The following is a 17,253-nucleotide window of genomic DNA, read 5'->3' on the forward strand; positions in this document are numbered from 1 at the left end:
CAGCGCATCGAGACGTCCGGCGGTCGCGCCACCGGTGTCCTCACCCGCGACGGTCGTCGCTGGGCGGCCCGGCGGGCCGTCCTGGCCGACGTCTCGGCTCCGGCACTCTACGGCGACCTCCTCGACCCGGCCGTGGTCCCCGCACGGGTGGCCGACGATCTCGAGCACTTCGAGTGGGACATCCCCGTGGTCAAGATCGACTACGCCGTCGGCCGCACGATCCCGTGGCGCAGCCGCTCACTCGTGGACGCGGGCACCGTCCACCTGGGCGCCGATCGCAACGAGATGGTCCGCTGGATGGCCGATCTCACGACGGGCGTGGTCCCGCGCCGGCCGTTCCTGTTGATGGGTCAGATGACCGTGGCCGACCCGTCTCGATCACCGGCGGGCACCGAGAGTGCCTGGGCCTACACGCATCTGCCCCGTGGGGTCACCGGTGACGACGAGGCGTATGCGCTCGCCGCCCGCGTCGACGAGACCATCGAGGCCCATGCGCCGGGGTTCCTCGACGCCGTCGTGGGTCGCCATGTGCAGACGCCGTCCGATCTCGCCTCGTCCGACGCGAACCTGACCGGTGGGGCCGTGAACGGCGGTACGGCACAACTCCACCAGCAGCTCGTGTTCCGCCCCACCGCCGGTCTCGGTCGACCCGAGACCCCGGTCGAGAGGCTGTATCTCGCGAGCGCGTCCGCGCACCCCGGCGGCGGGGTCCACGGAGCGTGCGGGAACAACGCCGCCCGTGCGGCCATCCGCGCGGACGGCCGCACCGGTGCGCCACGACGGCGGATCACGACGACGCTGATGCGCAGCCTGTCCCGCTGACCACCCACGACAACCCATCTCGACCACGGAAGGTGCCCCACCATGCCCGCAGTGACACTCCAGACCTCCGCCACACCCGCCCAGGTGTGGTCGGTCCTCTCCAACGGTTGGCTGTACTCCTCGTGGGTCGTGGGGGCGTCCCGCATCCGCGAGGTGGATCCGGAATGGCCCCGCGAGGGAGCCCGCATCCACCACTCCGTCGGAGCGTGGCCCCTGCTCCTCGACGACGAGACGCACTCGGTCGCCTCCAGCGCCGGACATCTCGAACTGTCTGCGCACGGATGGCCGTTCGGGACCGCGCGCATCGCGCTGACCGTCGAGAAGTCCGAGGACGGATCGCTCCTCACCATGGACGAGCACGCCGAGACCGCCCCGTTCCGCTGGGCGCCGCGCGAGGTCCAGCGTGTGACCATGGCGCCGCGGCTGCGGGAGTGCCTGAGTCGTCTCGCGCTGCTCGCCGAGAACGGCGCCGCCTGAGCCGTCGGGTCCACGCCGACGTGGGCGGCCGGGTCAGTCGCGTGCGGGGAAGTGCTTGATGAGGGCCTCCTGCGCGACGGTGGTCGCGAGCACACCCTCGCGGGTGAAGAAGCGGCCCGACGCCAGCCCGCGCGAGCCGGCCGCCACGGGCGACTCCGTCGCGTAGAGCATCCAGTCGTCGAAACGGAAGTCGCGGTGGAACCACATCGAGTGGTTCACCGTGGCGGCGAACAGTCGATCGATCCCCCACGACAGACCGTGTGTGCTGATCACCGAGTCGAGCACGGTGGTGTCCGAGGCGTAACACATCGTCGCGACGTGCAGAAGCGGGTCGTCGGGCAGTTCGCCGTCGGCGCGCATCCACACACGGTTCTTCTCGATGCGTTCGCCGGCGTCGCGTGCCTTCCACGTCGGGTCGTTGGCGAAGCGGATGTCGATCGGGTGGATCGCGTCGACGAATGCCGCGATGCGGTCCTCGTATCCCTTGAAGTGCTCGCCGAGCGGCGGCAGGTGCTCGGGGTAGGGCACCTCGGGGATCTCGACGGCGTGCTCGAGCCCCGCGGTGTTGTCCTGGAAGGCGACGAGCATCGTGACGATCTCGGCGTCACCCTGCATCGCGGTGACCTGGCGGTTGGCGAAGCTGCGGGCGTCGCGCGACCGGTGCACGTGGTATTCGAGCGGCTGCGAGGTGTCGCCACCGCGGATGAAGTGCGCGTGCACCGCGTGCACGGGCGGCGCGCCCTTGGTGATGGTGCGCCCCGCGGCGATCACACCCTGCGCGAGCAACTGCCCACCGAACGTCCTCGGCGTCTTCTGCTCCGGATGACGGCCGACGAACACGTCGTCGCCGGCATCGGTCAGATCGAAGAGTTCGAGCAGTGTGTCCAGATCACTCTGCATCGTCGTTCCCACACGTCCGCCCCCCGGTCGGTCCGCTAGTGATCCTCTTCCCCGATTCGGTGGACGTGGATCAGATTGGTGGAGCCCACCGTACCGGGAGGGGCGCCGGCGACGATGACGACCTGGTCGCCCGCGACGAGTCGACCGATCTTGAGCAGCGAGCTGTCGACCTGACGGATCATCGCGTCGGTCGTCTCGACGGAGTCGACGAGGAACGTCTCGGTGCCCCAGCTCAGGGCGAGCTGGCTACGGACCTCGGGGAGCGGCGTGAACGCCAGCAACGGGAGCCTCGTGTGCAGGCGGGCGAGACGGCGGACGGTGTCGCCGGACTGGGTGAACGCGACCAGCGCCTTGGCGTCCAGGCGCTCACCGATGTCGCGGGCGGCGTAGGAGATGATGCCGCGCTTGGTCCGCGGCACGTGGCTGAGCGGGGGCACGTCCCGGGTGCCGTTCTCGACGGCGTTGACGATCCGCGCCATCGTGCGGACGGTCTCCATCACGTACTTGCCGACCGAGGTCTCCCCCGACAGCATCACGGCGTCGGCACCGTCGAGCACCGCATTGGCGACGTCGGAGGCCTCGGCACGGGTCGGACGGGAGTTCTCGATCATCGACTCCAGCATCTGCGTGGCGACGATGACGGGCTTGGCGTTCTCGCGGGCCATCTGGATGGCCCGCTTCTGCACCAGCGGCACCTCCTCGAGCGGCAGCTCCACACCGAGATCTCCACGGGCGACCATGACGGCGTCGAAGGCGAGGACGACGGCCTCGAGGTTGTCGATCGCCTCCGGCTTCTCCAACTTCGCGATCACCGGGACGCGCCGCCCGACGCGATCCATCACGTCGTGGACGAGTTCGATGTCCGACGGCGACCGCACGAACGACAACGCGATGAGGTCCACGCCGAGGCGCAGCGCGAACTCGAGGTCGGCGATGTCCTTCTCCGACAGGGCCGGGACGGAGACGTTCATCCCGGGCAGGGAGACACCCTTGTTGTTGCTGACCGGGCCGCCCTCGGTGACACGGCAGACGACGTCGTTGCCGTCGATGTCGGTGACGGTCAGTCCGACCTTGCCGTCGTCGACGAGCAGCCGGTCACCGGGTTGGGCGTCGGCGGCGAGCTCCTTGTAGGTGGTCGACACCCGGTCGTGGGTGCCCTCGACCTCGTCGACGGTGATCCGGACCTGCTCGCCGGTCGCCCACTCGGTGCGTCCCTGCTCGAACCGACCGAGTCGGATCTTCGGGCCCTGCAGGTCGGCGAGGATGCCGACCGCGCGCCCGGTGGCGTCCGAGGCGGCGCGGACACGCTCGTACATGGCCTGGTGGTCCGCGTGGCTGCCGTGGCTGAAATTCAGCCGCGCGACGTCCATCCCGCTCTCGACGAGGTCCCGCACGCGCTCCGCGCTGTCGGTCGCTGGGCCCAGAGTGCAGACGATCTTGGTGCGGCGATTCACGGACGTGAGCCTAGTCCTCCCCACCGGGTGCCACCACGACCGCGCCGAGCTGTCACCCGCCGTCCACCCGGCCGTGACCCGACGTGCCTGGCACGCCTCGGATCTCGGACGCGTGCGTCAGTGAGGCGGGGGCGCGGGCGTGTCGGACTCGCCGTCGGACGACGTCGATGTCGTCGACGCGCGCTCGTCCGCGGCCCCCGACTCGTCCGGTGATCTCGATGCGTCCACCGCGTCCGGGGCGTCTTTCTCGTCCCTGGCCTCCGGCTCGTCCGGCTCGTCCGGGGCATCCGTCTCGTCCGCGAGCTCCGGGTCGTCCTGCGGTCCCGGCTCGTCGGGGTGCGCCGGTTCGTGCCCGGGACGGTGCACCTCGTCGGGATGCTCCCGGCCCTTGGGGGCGAGGACGACGTAGGCGAGGGCGCACAGGAAGACGATCGCCGCGGTGAACACGTTGATCCGGACGCCGAACACGTGGGTGGCGGTGTCCTCGCGCAGCAGCTCGATGAAGAACCGTCCGAAGCAGTACCCGGCGACATACCCGGCGAAGAGCCGACCGTGGCCGATGCGGAAGCGGCGGTCGAGGGCGATGAGCGCCACGACGACGAGGACGTCCCAGACGAGTTCGTAGAGGAACGTCGGTTGCACCGTGTCGACGACGGTGCCGGTCGAGTGGCCGTCGATCAGCCCGGGACCGACGTTGCCGTTCGCGTCGACGCGTTCGTAGATCTTCAGGCCCCACGGCAACGTCGTGTGCGCGCCGTAGAGCTCCTGGTTGAAGTAGTTGCCGAGTCGGCCGATCGCCTGCGCGAGCAGGATGGGAGGTCCGATCGCGTCGCCGAACGCCGGCAGCGAGATGCCCGAGCGCCGGGTCCCGATCCACGCGCCGACCGCCCCGAGCAGCACGGCACCCCAGATGCCGAGGCCGCCGTCCCAGATCTTCAGTGCGTCGATCGGGGTCTTCGGACCGTCACCGAAGTACGTCCGCCAGTCGGTGGCGAGATGGTAGAGCCGACCGCCGATCAGGCCGAAGGGGACCGCCCAGATGGCGACGTCGAGGACCTCGCCCTCACGACCGCCGCGCGCCACCCAGCGACGGCTCCCCCACCAGACGGCGACGATGATGCCGACGATGATGCAGAGGGCGTAGGCGCGGAGCGGGAAGTCGCCGAGATACCAGACACCCTGCGGCGGGCTCGGGATGTAGGCGAGGACCGTCGGGGCACGTGAGGTGTCCGGGGCAATCACCGTGTCACAGTAGCCGAGCGCACTCCGTCGGCCAGCTCACCGACGAGCCCCGCGACCGCGGCGTCGCCGTCGTGTACGGCACTGACCAGCGCCGACCCGACGATGACACCGTCGGCGTAGGCGGCGATCTGCGCGGCCTGGGCGCCGCTGCGCACGCCGAGCCCGACACCGATCGGGATCTCCGAGTGCGTACGGATGCGGGCACACAGTTCCGGGGCCGCGTCCGACACGGCGTCACGCGCACCGGTCACACCCATCGTCGACGCCGCGTAGACGAACCCGGAGGACTTCTCGACCGTCATGGCGAGGCGCTCCTCCGTCGACGACGGTGCGACGAGGAAGATGCGGTCGAGACCATGGGTCTCGGAGGCGGCGATCCAGGTGTCGGCCTCCTCCGGGATGAGGTTGGGGGTGATGATGCCCCGACCGCCTGCGGCGGCGAGATCGCGAGCGAACGCGTCGATCCCGTAACGCAGCACCGGGTTCCAGTACGACATCACCACCGGCGCGCCTCCCGCGTCGGCGACGACCTCCGCGGCGGCGAACACGTCGCGCACACGCGTACCCGCGGCGAGCGCGGTGTCGGCCGCGGCCTGGATGGTGGGACCGTCCATCACCGGATCGGAGTACGGGATCCCGAGTTCGACGATGTCGCAGCCGGATTCGACGAGGATGCGGACCAGCTCGCGGGAGCGGGCGGGATCCGGGAAACCCACGGGCAGATAGCCGATCAGTGCGGCCCGCTGCTCGGCGGCGCACCGTGCGAAGACGTCGGCGAGCCGGTCGGTCACGACGCCGAGCCCGGCTCGTCGAAGAGGCCGAACCACCGTGCCGCGGTGTCGACGTCCTTGTCACCCCGGCCGGAGAGGTTGACCAGGACCGCGGCGTCGGGACCGAGCTCGCGCCCCAGGGTCAGAGCACCCGCGACGGCATGGGCGGACTCGATCGCCGGGATGATGCCCTCGGTGCGACTCAGCAGCGACAGTGCCTCCATCGCCTCGGTGTCGGTCACGGGCCGGTACTCGGCGCGGCCGGTCTCCAGCAGGTGCGCGTGCTCGGGACCGACGCCGGGATAGTCGAGACCGGCGGAGATGGAATGGGATTCGATGGTCTGCCCGTCGTCGTCCTGCAGCAGGTACGAGAACGCGCCCTGGAACGCGCCGGGTGTCCCACCGGTGAAGGTCGCCGCATGCCGCCCGGACTCGACGCCGTCACCGGCCGCCTCGAACCCGACGAGACGCACACCCTCGTCGGAGATGAACGGGTGGAAGATGCCGATCGCGTTCGACCCGCCACCGACACACGCCGTGACCGCATCGGGCAGCCGACCGATCGTCGAGAGCATCTGCGCGCGCGCCTCCAGGCCGACGATGCGCTGCAGGTCACGGACCATCAGCGGGAACGGGTGCGGGCCCGCGGCGGTGCCGAAGCAGTAGTAGGTGTTGTGCGCGTTGGTGACCCAATCGCGCATCGCCTCGTTGATGGCGTCCTTGAGGGTGGCCGACCCGGCGTCGACCGCGACGACGGTCGCACCGAGCAACCGCATCCGCGCGACGTTCAACGCCTGGCGCTCGGTGTCGACGCGGCCCATGTAGACGATGCACTCGAGCCCGAACAGCGCGCAGGCGGTGGCCGTGGCCACGCCGTGCTGACCGGCGCCGGTCTCGGCGATGATGCGCGTCTTGCCCATCGTGCGGGCGAGCATCGCCTGGCCGAGGACGTTGTTGATCTTGTGCGAGCCGGTGTGGTTCAGGTCCTCGCGCTTGAGGAAGATCCGCGCGCCGCCCGCATGCTCACGCAGCCGCTCCGCCTCGAACAGCGGGGACGGACGGCCGCTGTAGTCGCGCTGCAGACGGTCGAGCTCGGCGAGGAAGTCGTCGTCGACGCGGGCCTTCTCGTAGGCGGTCGTGACCTCGTCGATGACCGCCATGAGGGCCTCGGGCACATGCCGCCCGCCGAACGAGCCGAAATATCCTCGCGCGTCGGGATCGGACGCGGTGCGCTCCGCCAGTCCCCTGCTCGCGGTGGGGAACTCGGTGTCGAACGGTGATCGGTCGTGCGTGGTCATCGGGTCACCGGACCGGCTTGGGGCACGACGGGTGCGTGCCGGCGGTGACGAGTTCGGCGACCGCGGCACGCGGATCACCCCGCGTCACCAGCGCCTCCCCGACCAGCACGGCGTCCGCGCCGGCTCCGGCGTAGGCCAGCAGGTCCGCGGTTCCGTTGACGCCGCTCTCGGCGACGCGGATGGTCTCGGTGGGCAGTCCGGGGGCGATCCGGGCGAACACGTCCCGATCGACCTCGAGGGTCTTGAGATTGCGGGCGTTGACGCCGACGACGGTGGCCCCCGCCGACAGCGCACGGTCGGCCTCGGCCTCGGTGTGGACCTCGACGAGCGCGGTCATGCCGAGGGATTCGACGCGATCGAGCAGGGAGGCCAGGACGTTCTGTTCCAACGCGGCCACGATCAACAGCACCACGTCGGCACCGTGCGCGCGGGCCTCGTGGATCTGGTACGGGCCGACGATGAAGTCCTTGCGCAGCACGGGGATACCGACGGCGGCGCGAACGGCGTCGAGGTCCGCCAGGGAGCCGCCGAACCGTCGCTCCTCGGTGAGCACGCTGATGATGCGGGCGCCGCCGTTCTCGTAGGCGCGCGCCAACTCGGCGGGGTCCGGGATGTCGGCCAGGGCGCCCTTCGACGGGCTGGACCGCTTGCACTCGGCGATGACCGCGATGCCGGGCTCCCGCAGGGCCGCGGTCGCGTCGATCGGGTCCGGGGCCTTCGCGGCGGCGGCTTTCACCGCGGCGAGGTCGAGCGCGGCCTCCCGCGCGGCGACGTCGGCGCGGACGCCGTCGAGAATCGAGTCGAGGACGGTGGGCGAACTCATACGCGGTCCCCTTCCAGCGTCTCGAGATCGATAGGCGGCACCGTCACGGTGTGACCTGTGATGTGCAGCCAGGGTAGCCCGCCCACGGGAGGCCCCCGGTGTCGGGGTCAGCGCGTCAGGCCCGCGTCGTCACGGGGCGGGATCGTCGCCGCGCCGCCCGTCGTCCGGTCGCCCGTCCGAGGAGGTCGGCCTGGTGGCGGTCGGGTCGGTGGGGTCGTCGCCGGTGTCCTGGGCGTCCCACAGCATCCGCTCGGTCACACCCGTGGCGGGGTCCGCACCGGTGGTCGTCGGCGCCGGCGACGCCTGGTCGTCGGCGGGCCGCTCGGCGAACACGGTCGCCTCCAACTCGGCGCGCCGGGCCGCGGGCGAGCGGTAGCGCGACGACATCGCGGCCCCACCCCGTGCGATCCGCAGCAGCACCGTGGCGGCGCAGACGGACAGGACCGCCCCGAGGACCACGACGATCGCCACCCACGGGTGGGTGTCGACGGATGCGACCTGGTAGCGACCGGCGAGGTCGATCGACCGGGCCGCGTAGCTGCCCGGGTCCTTCCCCGTCAGCAACGAGATGACCGGCAGCAGCGAGACCACGCCGATGAGGGCGACGACCACCGCCGTGAGCCGCAGGGCCCATCCCTTGAACGCGGCGGCCGCCGCGACGGCGGCGACGAGCACGATCGCGACCGGTGTCAGCCACGGGCTCCAGTCCGACCCGTGCACGGTGAACCCGCGGGCCGGGCTCAACCCGTCCTGCGCGGTCAGGTTCGCCCACGGCAGGCGCGACGCACCCCACAGTGCCGCCGCGGCGAGGACCAGGAGGACGGCCGCGACCCGGACGTTGCGCCGACGCATCGTGGCGGCGTCGGGAACGACGACCGGCCGGCGCGGGGTCTCCGGATCGGGTGCGGGGTCGGTCATCGGGGGGCTCCCGCCTGGGCGTCGGGTGCGACGTCGCCGGACGCCTGCGGCGTGACGGTCGCGGGGGTCATGGTCTCGGCGGCCGCGATCGCGGTGAGCACCGTCCGCGCCTTGTTGCGGGCCTCGTTGTACTCGTAGTCGGCGTCGCTGTCGGCGACCACACCACCTCCGGCCTGGACGTAGGCGGTGTCGCCGGACATCACGGCGGTACGGATCGCGATCGCCGTGTCGGCGTCGCCGGCGAAGTCGAGGTAGCCGACGACACCGCCGTAGAGACCACGTCGGGTGATCTCGTGGGTGTCGATCAGTTCCATCGCCCGGACCTTGGGCGCCCCGGTCAGGGTCCCGGCGGGGAAGCAGGCGGCGACGGCGTCGAGTGCGGACGCCTCGTCGCGCAAGCGCCCGGTCACGGTCGAGACGAGGTGCATCACGTGGCTGTACCGCTCGATGTGGCGGTAGTCGTGCACCGTCACGCTGCCCGGCTCGCACACGCGCCCCAGGTCGTTGCGTCCGAGGTCGACGAGCATCAGGTGCTCGGCGTTCTCCTTCTCGTCGGCCAGGAGGTCCTTGGCGAGCAGGTGGTCCTCGTCCTCGGTCGCGCCCCGCCAGCGGGTCCCGGCGATGGGGTGGGTCGTCGCCGTGCCCTGGGACACGGTCACCAGCGCCTCGGGCGAGGACCCGACGATGGTGAACGGCTCGCGCCCGACACCGGGCATCCGCAGGAGGTACATGTACGGGCTCGGGTTCGACGACCGCAGCACGCGGTACACGTCGACGGGGTCGGCCTCGGTGGTCATCTCGAAGCGCATCGAGGGCACCACCTGGAACGCCTCGCCCGCCTCGATCTCGCCGACCAGCGAGGTGACGACGGTCGCGTACTCGTCGCGGGTGCGCTGTGCGGTGTAGACCGGGTCCGGCCGGTGATACGTCGAGACCGTCGACGGCGCCGGCGCGGTCAGCGCGGCCGTCATCCGGTCCAGGCGGGCGACCGCGTCGTCGTAGGCCTCGTCGACGCGGGCGTCGGTGCCGTCCCAGTTGATGGCGTTGGCGATGAGGGTGATGGATCCCTCGTGGTGGTCGACCGCGGCGAGGTCGGCGGCGAGCAGCATGACCATCTCGGGCAGGTGCAGATCGTCGACGCAGGTGTCGGGGAGTCGTTCGAGGCGGCGTACCGCGTCGTAGGCGAGGTAGCCGACGAAACCGCCGGTGAGCGGGGGCATGTCCGGGAGGCGGTCGGTGGCGAGCAGCCGCAGCGACTCGGCGAGCGCGGCGAGCGGGTCCCCGTCGCGGGGAGCACCGTCGGGCACGGTTCCCCACCAGTGCGCCTCACCGTCGACGACGGTCAGCGCCGCGGGCGCACCGGCCCCGATGAACGACCACCGCGACCACGACCGGCCGTTCTCCGCCGATTCCAGCAGGAACGTCCCCGGCCGGTCACCCGCCAGCTTCCGATACGCCGACAACGGCGTCTCGGAGTCGGCGACGACCTTGCGGGTGACGGGCACGACGCGGTGATCGCGCGCGAGGTCCACGAACTGCTCACGGGTCGTGGTGCCGTCGGTGGGGACGCCATCGCGGCGCGTCGCGTCGGTGCTCACGGTTCCCTAGTGTCCCAGCGGCTCGCCGCCGACGCCCCAGTGGGACCGCGGCACCTCGGTGATGGTCACCCACACCGAGTCGGGGTTCTTGCCCGTGGCCTTGGCGTACGCCTCGGTGACGGCGGCGATGGTCTCCCGCTTCACACGGTCGGACAGTCCGGGCGTCTGGCTGATCTGGATCAACGGCATGGGCTACTCCTGGGAGGGGGTCGTGGTCAACGGGAGGGTGCGGGAGGCGTCGAAACAGCTGTACGTCCCGGTGTGGCATGCGGGTCCGGTCTGCTCGACCGTGAGCAAGACGGCGTCACCGTCGCAGTCCAGGCGCACGTCGCGCACCCGCTGCACGTGCCCGCTGGTCTCCCCCTTCACCCAGTACTCGCCGCGCGAACGCGACCAGTACGTCGCCCGCCCGGTGCGCAGGGTGCGGTCGAGCGCCTCGGCGTCCATCCAGGCCAGCATCAGCACCTCACCGGTGCGGTGCTCCTGGGCGATCGCGGCGATCAGACCGTCCGGCGACACGGTGAGCCGCTCGGCGATCTCCGTCGGCAGTGCCATCGCTCTCCTCCTCCGACCTCGTCGGCGGGACCATCCCGTCAGCGGACGGTGATCCCGTCCCGGCGCATCGCGTCCTTGACCTCGCCGATCCGCAGTTCCCCGAAGTGGAACACCGACGCGGCGAGGACGGCGTCCGCACCCTCCCGGACCGCGGGTGCGAAATCCTCGACCGCCCCGGCGCCACCACTGGCGATCACCGGCACCCCCACCGCGGCGCGGACCGCGGCGATCATCGGCAGGTCGAAACCGTTCTTCGTGCCGTCGGCGTCCATCGAGTTGAGGAGGATCTCCCCCACCCCGAGATCCTGTCCGCGACGGGCCCATTCGACGGCGTCGATGCCGGTCCCCCGGCGACCGCCGTGGGTGGTGACCTCCCATCCCGACGGGGTGGGCGCCGAGCCCTCGGGCACGGTCCGGGCGTCGACGGACAGCACGATGCACTGCGACCCGAAGTGGCGGCTCATCTCGCCGAGCACCTCGGGACGCGCGATCGCGGCGGTGTTGACGCCGACCTTGTCGGCACCCGCGCGCAGCAGTTGGTCGACGTCGGCGACGGTGCGCACCCCGCCCCCCACGGTGAGCGGGATGAACACCTGATCGGCCGTGCGGGCCACCACGTCGAGCATCGTCGAGCGACCGGAACTCGAGGCGGTGACGTCGAGGAACGTCAGCTCGTCGGCACCGGCGGCGTCGTAGGCGGCCGCGAGCTCCACGGGATCACCCGCGTCCCGCAGGTCGACGAAGTTGACGCCCTTGACCACGCGTCCGGCGTCGACGTCCAGGCACGGGATCACGCGTACCGCGACCGTCATCGCACATCCTCCCGGTCTCGTGTCATCGGAAGTCCTCCGGATCGCCCACGCCCGCGATGATCTCGAGCAGCTCCTCGTGCACACCCGGGCTCGCGGCGAGCATCGACGACGACGACGCGGTCCACGGTGCGCCGGTCAGGTCGGTGACGACGCCACCGGCAGCCGTCACGAGTGCCGCACCGGGCGCGTTGTCCCACGGGTGGTGACCGAAACAGACCGCGCCGCCGAGGTTCCCGGCCGCGGTGAACGCCATGTCGATGCCGGTGCTGCCCAGCAGGCGCAGGCGGGACACGCGCCGCGACGCCTCGCCGAGAACGTCGACACGCCACCGCCCGGGGAACCGGCCGCGACTGTCGAGGTTGAACGCGCCGACGGCGATCACCGTGTCGTTCAACGCGGTCCGCGACAACCGCGGCAGCGGCTCGCCGTTGCACAGCACCGGTCCGTCCACGACGGCGGCGTACCGACGGTCCATCAGGGGGAGCCAGGTCAGACCGAGGACGGGCTGCCCGTCGTGCAGGAGCCCGAGCAGCATGCCGGCCAGCGGCAGACCGGCCGAGTAGTTGTAGGTGCCGTCGACGGGATCGACCACCCACACCGTCCCCGTCGTCGGGTCCGGCCCGCCGAACTCCTCGCCGTGCACACCGATACCGGTCTGCTCGGCCAGCTGCGCCGACAGGGTGCGTTCGAGTTCGAGGTCGAGTTCGGTGGCGAAGTCGTTGCCGCCCTTGTCGACCGCGCTGGGCGCACCGACGCCCTCGACGAACCGCGGCTCGGCCGCGTCGAGGAGTGCCGAGGCGATGGACAGCAGACGCGGCGGGTCCAGATCGGACGGGAGATCGGGGGGCAGTGCCATCAGACCGCGGCCACCGCCGCCAGCGCGTCGGGCAGGGTGAAGCGACCGGCGTAGAGGGCCTTGCCGACGATCGCGCCCTCGACACCGTCGTCGACGAGTCCGGCGATGGCGGTGAGGTCGTCGATGGTCGAGACGCCACCGGAGGCGACCACGGGTGCGGTCGCCGTCTGCGCCACCTGTGCCAGCAGGTCCAGATTCGGGCCGGTGAGGGTGCCGTCCTTGCTGACGTCGGTGACGACGTAGCGGGCGCACCCGTCGCGTTCGAGGCGCTCGAGCACCTCCCACAGGTCGCCGCCGTCGGACACCCAGCCCCGACCGCGCAGCCGCCATCCCCGGTCCTCGTGGACGGCGTCGAGTCCGATCGCGATGCGGTCGCCGTACTCGCCGACGACACGGGCGCACCAGTCCGGGTTCTCCAACGCGGCGGTGCCCAGGTTGACCCGGGTGCATCCGGTCGCCAGCGCGGCGCGCAGGGAGTCGTCGTCGCGGATGCCGCCGGACAGCTCCACCTTCACGTCCAGTTCGCCGACGACCGCGGCCAACAGATCCCGGTTGTCGCCACGCCCGAACGCCGCGTCGAGGTCGACGAGGTGGATCCACTCGGCGCCGTCGGACTGCCACGCCAGGGCGGCGTCACGGGGTGAGCCGTAGGTCGTCTCCGACCCGGCCGCGCCCTGCACGAGACGGACCGCCTGACCGTCGGCGACGTCGACCGCCGGCAGCAGTTCCAGGGTGGTGCCCATTCAGCTCTGTCCTTCTTCTCGGGGGGATGTGGTGTCGGGGGTGTTCGCGGCGACGGCTCGGTCGACCATGCGGCGGGCGACGAGGCCCATCACCGCGACGACGGCGACGATGCCCACCAGGACGACGACCAACGCCGCGACCGGGGACGCCTGCGCCACCGCGAGCGTGGCCACCGCGACGACGGCGAGACCGACGACACCGGCGCCCATCACGCAGACCGCCAACCGCGCGACCGAGAACTCGCGCCCACCGGTCACAGGCTGCGCACCCAGTTGGTCAGCAGCGCCGCCCCGGCGTCACCGGACTTCTCGGGGTGGAACTGTGTGGCCGACAGCGCGCCGTTCTCGACCGCCGCGAGGAACGGCCCGCCGTGCTCGGCCCAGGTCAGCGTGGCCGGCCGCAGACGGGTTCCGTCGGTGTCCATCTCCCATTCCTGCACCGCGTAGGAGTGCACGAAGTAGAAGCGCGTGTCGGCGTCGAGGCCGTCGAACAGGATCGACCCCTCCCCGGCGCGGACGGTGTTCCAGCCCATGTGCGGCAGGACGGGGGCGGGCAGTCGGCGCACGGTGCCCGGCCACTCGCCGCAGCCCTGCGCGTCGACGCCGAACTCGACCCCGTGCTCGAACAGGATCTGCATCCCGACGCAGATGCCGAGAACCGGACGGCCACCCGCGAGCCGGCGACCGATGATCCGCTCACCGCCGACGGCGCTGAGTCCGGCCATGCAGGCGGCGAAGGCGCCCACACCCGGGACGACGAGGCCGTCGGCCTCGAGGGCCGCATCTCGATCGGCCGTCACGGTCACCTCGGCGCCGGTGCGTTCCAGGGCACGTTGTGCCGACCGGAGATTGCCCGACCCGTAGTCGAGGATGGTGACCCGTGCCGTCACAGGGCGCCCTTCGTCGACGGCACTGCCCCGCTGCGACGCGGGTCCGACTCACACGCCGCGCGCAGGGCGCGGGCCACCGCCTTGTACTGCGCCTCGGTGATGTGGTGCTGATCGCGGCCGTACTCGACACGCACGTGCAGCGCGATCCGCGCGTTGAGGGCGAACGACTCGAAGACGTGCCGGTTGATGACGGTGTTGTACGCGACGCCGGGGTTGCCGCCGATCACCGCGGTGAGGAGGTGCTCGGGTTCGCCGGTGTGCACGAAGTAGGGCCGTCCCGACACGTCGACGGCGGCGTGGGCGAGGGTCTCGTCCATCGGGATCCAGGCGTCGCCGAAGCGACGGATGCCGACCTTGTCCCCCAGTGCCTCGCCGAAGGCCTGTCCGAGCACGATCGCCGTGTCCTCCACGGTGTGGTGCGACTCGATCTCGACGTCGCCGCGAGCGCGCACGGTGAGGTCGAAGCTGCCGTGCGCGCCGAACGCGGTGAGCATGTGGTCGAAGAACGCCACGCCGGTGTCGATGTCGGTGGCGCCGGTGCCGTCGAGGTCGAGGTCGACGGTGATCGACGACTCACGGGTGGTGCGTTCGATGTGCGCCGTGCGGTGCTCGCTCACTGGGCTGCTCCTGACGATGTGGTGGCCGCGACGCCGGTGTGGGCGACCTGCGCGGCCGCGGAGAGGAAGGCGTCGTTCTCCTCGGGCAGACCGACGGTTGCCCGCAGGTGGCGCTCGATGCCGACGTCCCGGATGAGGACCCCGCGGTCGAGGAACTCCTGCCAGGCGGCGTGGGCGTCGTCGAAGGTGCCGAACAGCACGAAGTTCGCGTCCGACTCGACGGTCACGTACCCGAGGTCGCGCAGTCCCTCGACGACGCGACCGCGCTCGGCGACGATGTGCGCGACACCGGCCAGCGTCTCACCGGCATGACGTAGCGCGGCCCGCGCGGCCGCCTGGGTGAGCACCGACAGGTGATACGGGAGACGCACCAGCGCAAGCGCTTCCACCATCGCCGGTGCGGCGACCAGATAGCCCAGTCGACCTCCGGCGAACGCGAACGCCTTGCTCATGGTGCGACTCACGACGAGGCGGTCGCCGAGTTGGTCGAGCAGCGAGACGGCACTCGGGCGGTCGGAGAACTCGGCGTAGGCCTCGTCGACGACGACGATCCCCGGTGAGGCGGCCGCGATCGCGCGGATCTCGTCGGGCGCGAGGGACTGACCGGTCGGGTTGTTCGGCGACGTCACGAACACCACATCGGGCCTGCGACGGGTGATCTCGGCGACAGCGGCATCGACGTCGAGGGAGAAGTCGGCGCGACGCGGCGCGGCCAGCCAGGCGGTGTCGGTCCCGGTCGCGATGATCGGGTGCATCGAGTACGACGGCACGAAACCCAGGGCGGTCCGCTCGGGCCCACCGAACGCCTGCAGCAGCTGCTGCAGGATCTCGTTCGAGCCGTTCGCCGCCCACAGGTTGTCGACGGTCACCGCGACCCCGGTCGCCGTCGTCACGTAGGCGGCGAGGTCGGTACGCAGCGCGACCGCGTCCCGATCGGGGTAGCGGTGCAACCGATCGGCGGCCGCGCGGACGGACTCGGCGACGTCGTCGACGAGCGCCTGCGACGGCCGGTGCGGGTTCTCGTTCGTGTTCAGCGCGACCGGCACGTCGAGTTGTGGTGCGCCGTAGGCGGACCGACCCCGCAACGCGTCGCGCAGCGGCAGGTCGTCGGTGCCGAACCGGGCGCCGGGCGCGGTCATCGGCGACCACCGGGCTCGGCGAAGCGGACGCGCACGGCGTCACCGTGGGCCGGGAGATCCTCCGCGGTGGACAGGGCGACGACGTGGGGGGCGACCTCGGCCAGGGCGTCGCGGTCGTAGTCGACGACGTGGATGCCGCGCAGGAACGTCTGCACCGAGAGTCCTGAGCTGTGCCGTGCCGATCCCGACGTCGGCAGGACGTGGTTGGACCCGGCGCAGTAGTCGCCCAGGCTCACCGGCGCGTAGCGCCCGACGAAGATCGCGCCGGCGTTGCGGACGCGGTCGGCGACGGCAGGGGCGTCGGCGGTCTGGATCTCGAGGTGTTCGGCGGCGTAGGCGTCGACGACGGCGAGCCCGGCGTCGATGTCGTCGACGAGGACGATGCCGGACTGGGGTCCCGCCAGAGCCGTGCGGACGCGGTCGTGGTGCTTGGTCTGCTCGACCTGACGGTCCACCTCGGCATCGACCGCGTCGGCGAGGGCGGGACTGTCGGTGACCAGCACGGAGGCGGCGAGCACATCGTGTTCGGCCTGACTGATGAGGTCGGCCGCGACGGCGACGGGATCGGCGTCGCCGTCGGCGAGGATGGCGATCTCGGTCGGCCCCGCCTCGGAGTCGATGCCGACCATGCCGCGACAGAGCCGCTTGGCGGCGGTGACGTAGATGTTGCCTGGGCCGGTGATGAGGTCGACCGGTTCGAGCTCGGTGTCGTCGGTGTCGGTACCGCCGTAGGTCAGCAATGCGACGGCCTGCGCGCCGCCGACGGCCCACACCTCGTCGACGCCGAGGAGTGCGCATGCGGCGAGGATGGTCGGGTGCGGCCACCCGCCGAACGCACTCTGGGGCGGCGACGCCACGACGAGGGACCCGACCCCGGCCTCCTGCGCCGGGACCACGTTCATCACGACGCTCGACGGGTACACGGCGTTGCCGCCGGGGACGTAGAGACCGACCCGACCGACCGGGACCCACTTCTCGGTGACCGACCCGCCGGGTGCGACCTCGGTCCGCGTCGAGCCGCGGCGCTGGTCGGAGTGCACGATCCGGGCCCGCCGGATCGACTCCTCGAGTGCCGTCCGGACGTCGGGGTCGACCCCCGAGAGAGCACGGTCGAGCACGTCCGCGGGGACGCGGACGGAGTCGGGACGGACACCGTCGAACCGCTCACCGGCGTCGAGCGCCGCGGTCGTCCCCTCGTCCCGGACCGCCGCCACGACCGGTGTGACCGCGGACAGCACCGCGTCGACATCCGTGCCACCGCGCGGCAGGGCACGCCGAAGCTGGGCCGTCGACAGGGTCGAACCACGCAGGTCGGTTCGGGCGAGCATCGGGACGCGAT

The 17,253-nt window shown here is 71.5% G+C and carries 20 protein-coding genes; 2 read left to right on the forward strand and 18 right to left on the reverse strand.

Translation table 11 applies throughout. From position 1 onward, the window contains the following. Together ACXVUM_RS19690 and ACXVUM_RS19695 are read left to right on the forward strand one after the other, a co-directional pair. The coding region (locus ACXVUM_RS19690; RefSeq protein WP_458523627.1) for a phytoene desaturase family protein at positions 1-822 on the forward strand (822 nt) is incomplete at its 5' end. A 42-nt stretch (positions 823-864) separates the two neighbouring features. Further along, complete coding sequence (locus tag ACXVUM_RS19695) at positions 865-1,299, forward strand: SRPBCC family protein (RefSeq protein ID WP_458523628.1); 435 nt, start codon at positions 865-867, stop codon at positions 1,297-1,299. 33 nt (positions 1,300-1,332) lie between these two features. On the opposite strand, the gene ACXVUM_RS19700 is transcribed toward ACXVUM_RS19695, so the two are convergent. The 18 genes from ACXVUM_RS19700 to hisD form a co-directional block, all read right to left on the reverse strand. Next, entirely contained in the window at positions 1,333-2,199 is an 867-nt protein-coding gene (locus ACXVUM_RS19700; RefSeq protein WP_458523629.1) for an acyl-CoA thioesterase, read from the reverse strand. A gap of 35 nt (positions 2,200-2,234) precedes the next feature. Next, positions 2,235-3,653: a pyruvate kinase gene (gene pyk / locus ACXVUM_RS19705; protein ID WP_458523630.1), complete on the reverse strand. Its 1,419-nt coding sequence runs from the start codon at positions 3,651-3,653 to the stop codon at positions 2,235-2,237. A gap of 117 nt (positions 3,654-3,770) precedes the next feature. Beyond that, positions 3,771-4,895: a prolipoprotein diacylglyceryl transferase gene (gene lgt, locus ACXVUM_RS19710; RefSeq protein WP_458523631.1), complete on the reverse strand. Its 1,125-nt coding sequence runs from the start codon at positions 4,893-4,895 to the stop codon at positions 3,771-3,773. After that, the gene (gene trpA / locus ACXVUM_RS19715; protein ID WP_458523632.1) at positions 4,892-5,686 is read right to left on the reverse strand and encodes a tryptophan synthase subunit alpha; all 795 of its coding nucleotides are present in this window, start codon (positions 5,684-5,686) and stop codon (positions 4,892-4,894) included. The genes lgt and trpA overlap by 4 nt, the downstream gene beginning before the upstream one ends. Beyond that, positions 5,683-6,963 (reverse strand): tryptophan synthase subunit beta, encoded by a 1,281-nt coding sequence (gene trpB, locus ACXVUM_RS19720; protein ID WP_458523633.1) that lies wholly within the window; start codon positions 6,961-6,963, stop codon positions 5,683-5,685. The genes trpA and trpB overlap by 4 nt, the downstream gene beginning before the upstream one ends. Before the next feature lie 4 nt (positions 6,964-6,967). After that, a complete protein-coding gene (gene trpC, locus ACXVUM_RS19725) occupies positions 6,968-7,786 on the reverse strand; it encodes an indole-3-glycerol phosphate synthase TrpC (RefSeq protein WP_458523634.1) in 819 nt (272 codons plus the stop codon). A 129-nt stretch (positions 7,787-7,915) separates the two neighbouring features. Then, positions 7,916-8,704: a TIGR02234 family membrane protein gene (locus tag ACXVUM_RS19730; RefSeq protein WP_458523635.1), complete on the reverse strand. Its 789-nt coding sequence runs from the start codon at positions 8,702-8,704 to the stop codon at positions 7,916-7,918. After that, positions 8,701-10,236, reverse strand: coding sequence for an anthranilate synthase component I (locus tag ACXVUM_RS19735; protein WP_458523784.1), 1,536 nt, complete (start codon positions 10,234-10,236; stop codon positions 8,701-8,703). The genes ACXVUM_RS19730 and ACXVUM_RS19735 overlap by 4 nt, the downstream gene beginning before the upstream one ends. A 72-nt stretch (positions 10,237-10,308) precedes the next feature. Continuing rightward, positions 10,309-10,491, reverse strand: coding sequence for a tautomerase family protein (locus ACXVUM_RS19740; RefSeq protein ID WP_253648827.1), 183 nt, complete (start codon positions 10,489-10,491; stop codon positions 10,309-10,311). 3 nt (positions 10,492-10,494) lie between these two features. Continuing rightward, entirely contained in the window at positions 10,495-10,857 is a 363-nt protein-coding gene (gene hisI / locus ACXVUM_RS19745; RefSeq protein ID WP_458523636.1) for a phosphoribosyl-AMP cyclohydrolase, read from the reverse strand. Positions 10,858-10,895: 38 nt separating this feature from the next. After that, on the reverse strand, positions 10,896-11,669 hold the full coding sequence (hisF, locus tag ACXVUM_RS19750) for an imidazole glycerol phosphate synthase subunit HisF (protein WP_458523637.1): 774 nt from the start codon (positions 11,667-11,669) through the stop codon (positions 10,896-10,898). A gap of 22 nt (positions 11,670-11,691) precedes the next feature. Then, positions 11,692-12,525, reverse strand: coding sequence for an inositol monophosphatase family protein (locus ACXVUM_RS19755; protein ID WP_458523638.1), 834 nt, complete (start codon positions 12,523-12,525; stop codon positions 11,692-11,694). Continuing rightward, the gene (gene priA, locus ACXVUM_RS19760; protein WP_458523639.1) at positions 12,525-13,268 is read right to left on the reverse strand and encodes a bifunctional 1-(5-phosphoribosyl)-5-((5-phosphoribosylamino)methylideneamino)imidazole-4-carboxamide isomerase/phosphoribosylanthranilate isomerase PriA; all 744 of its coding nucleotides are present in this window, start codon (positions 13,266-13,268) and stop codon (positions 12,525-12,527) included. The genes ACXVUM_RS19755 and priA overlap by 1 nt, the downstream gene beginning before the upstream one ends. Beyond that, entirely contained in the window at positions 13,269-13,526 is a 258-nt protein-coding gene (locus ACXVUM_RS19765) for a hypothetical protein (RefSeq protein WP_458523640.1), read from the reverse strand. It abuts the gene before it with no gap. After that, positions 13,523-14,158 carry an imidazole glycerol phosphate synthase subunit HisH gene (gene hisH / locus ACXVUM_RS19770; RefSeq protein ID WP_458523641.1) on the reverse strand — a complete coding sequence of 212 codons (636 nt, stop codon included), beginning with the start codon at positions 14,156-14,158 and terminating at the stop codon, positions 13,523-13,525. The genes ACXVUM_RS19765 and hisH overlap by 4 nt, the downstream gene beginning before the upstream one ends. Continuing rightward, positions 14,155-14,775, reverse strand: a complete 621-nt coding sequence (gene hisB, locus ACXVUM_RS19775; RefSeq protein ID WP_458523642.1) for an imidazoleglycerol-phosphate dehydratase HisB — start codon at positions 14,773-14,775, stop codon at positions 14,155-14,157. The genes hisH and hisB overlap by 4 nt, the downstream gene beginning before the upstream one ends. Beyond that, positions 14,772-15,914: a histidinol-phosphate transaminase gene (locus ACXVUM_RS19780; protein ID WP_458523643.1), complete on the reverse strand. Its 1,143-nt coding sequence runs from the start codon at positions 15,912-15,914 to the stop codon at positions 14,772-14,774. The genes hisB and ACXVUM_RS19780 overlap by 4 nt, the downstream gene beginning before the upstream one ends. Next, positions 15,911-17,242: a histidinol dehydrogenase gene (hisD, locus tag ACXVUM_RS19785; RefSeq protein WP_458523644.1), complete on the reverse strand. Its 1,332-nt coding sequence runs from the start codon at positions 17,240-17,242 to the stop codon at positions 15,911-15,913. The genes ACXVUM_RS19780 and hisD overlap by 4 nt, the downstream gene beginning before the upstream one ends. Between the last annotated feature and the right edge of the window lie 11 nt (positions 17,243-17,253).

This window comes from Williamsia sp. SKLECPSW1 (genome assembly GCF_054332755.1).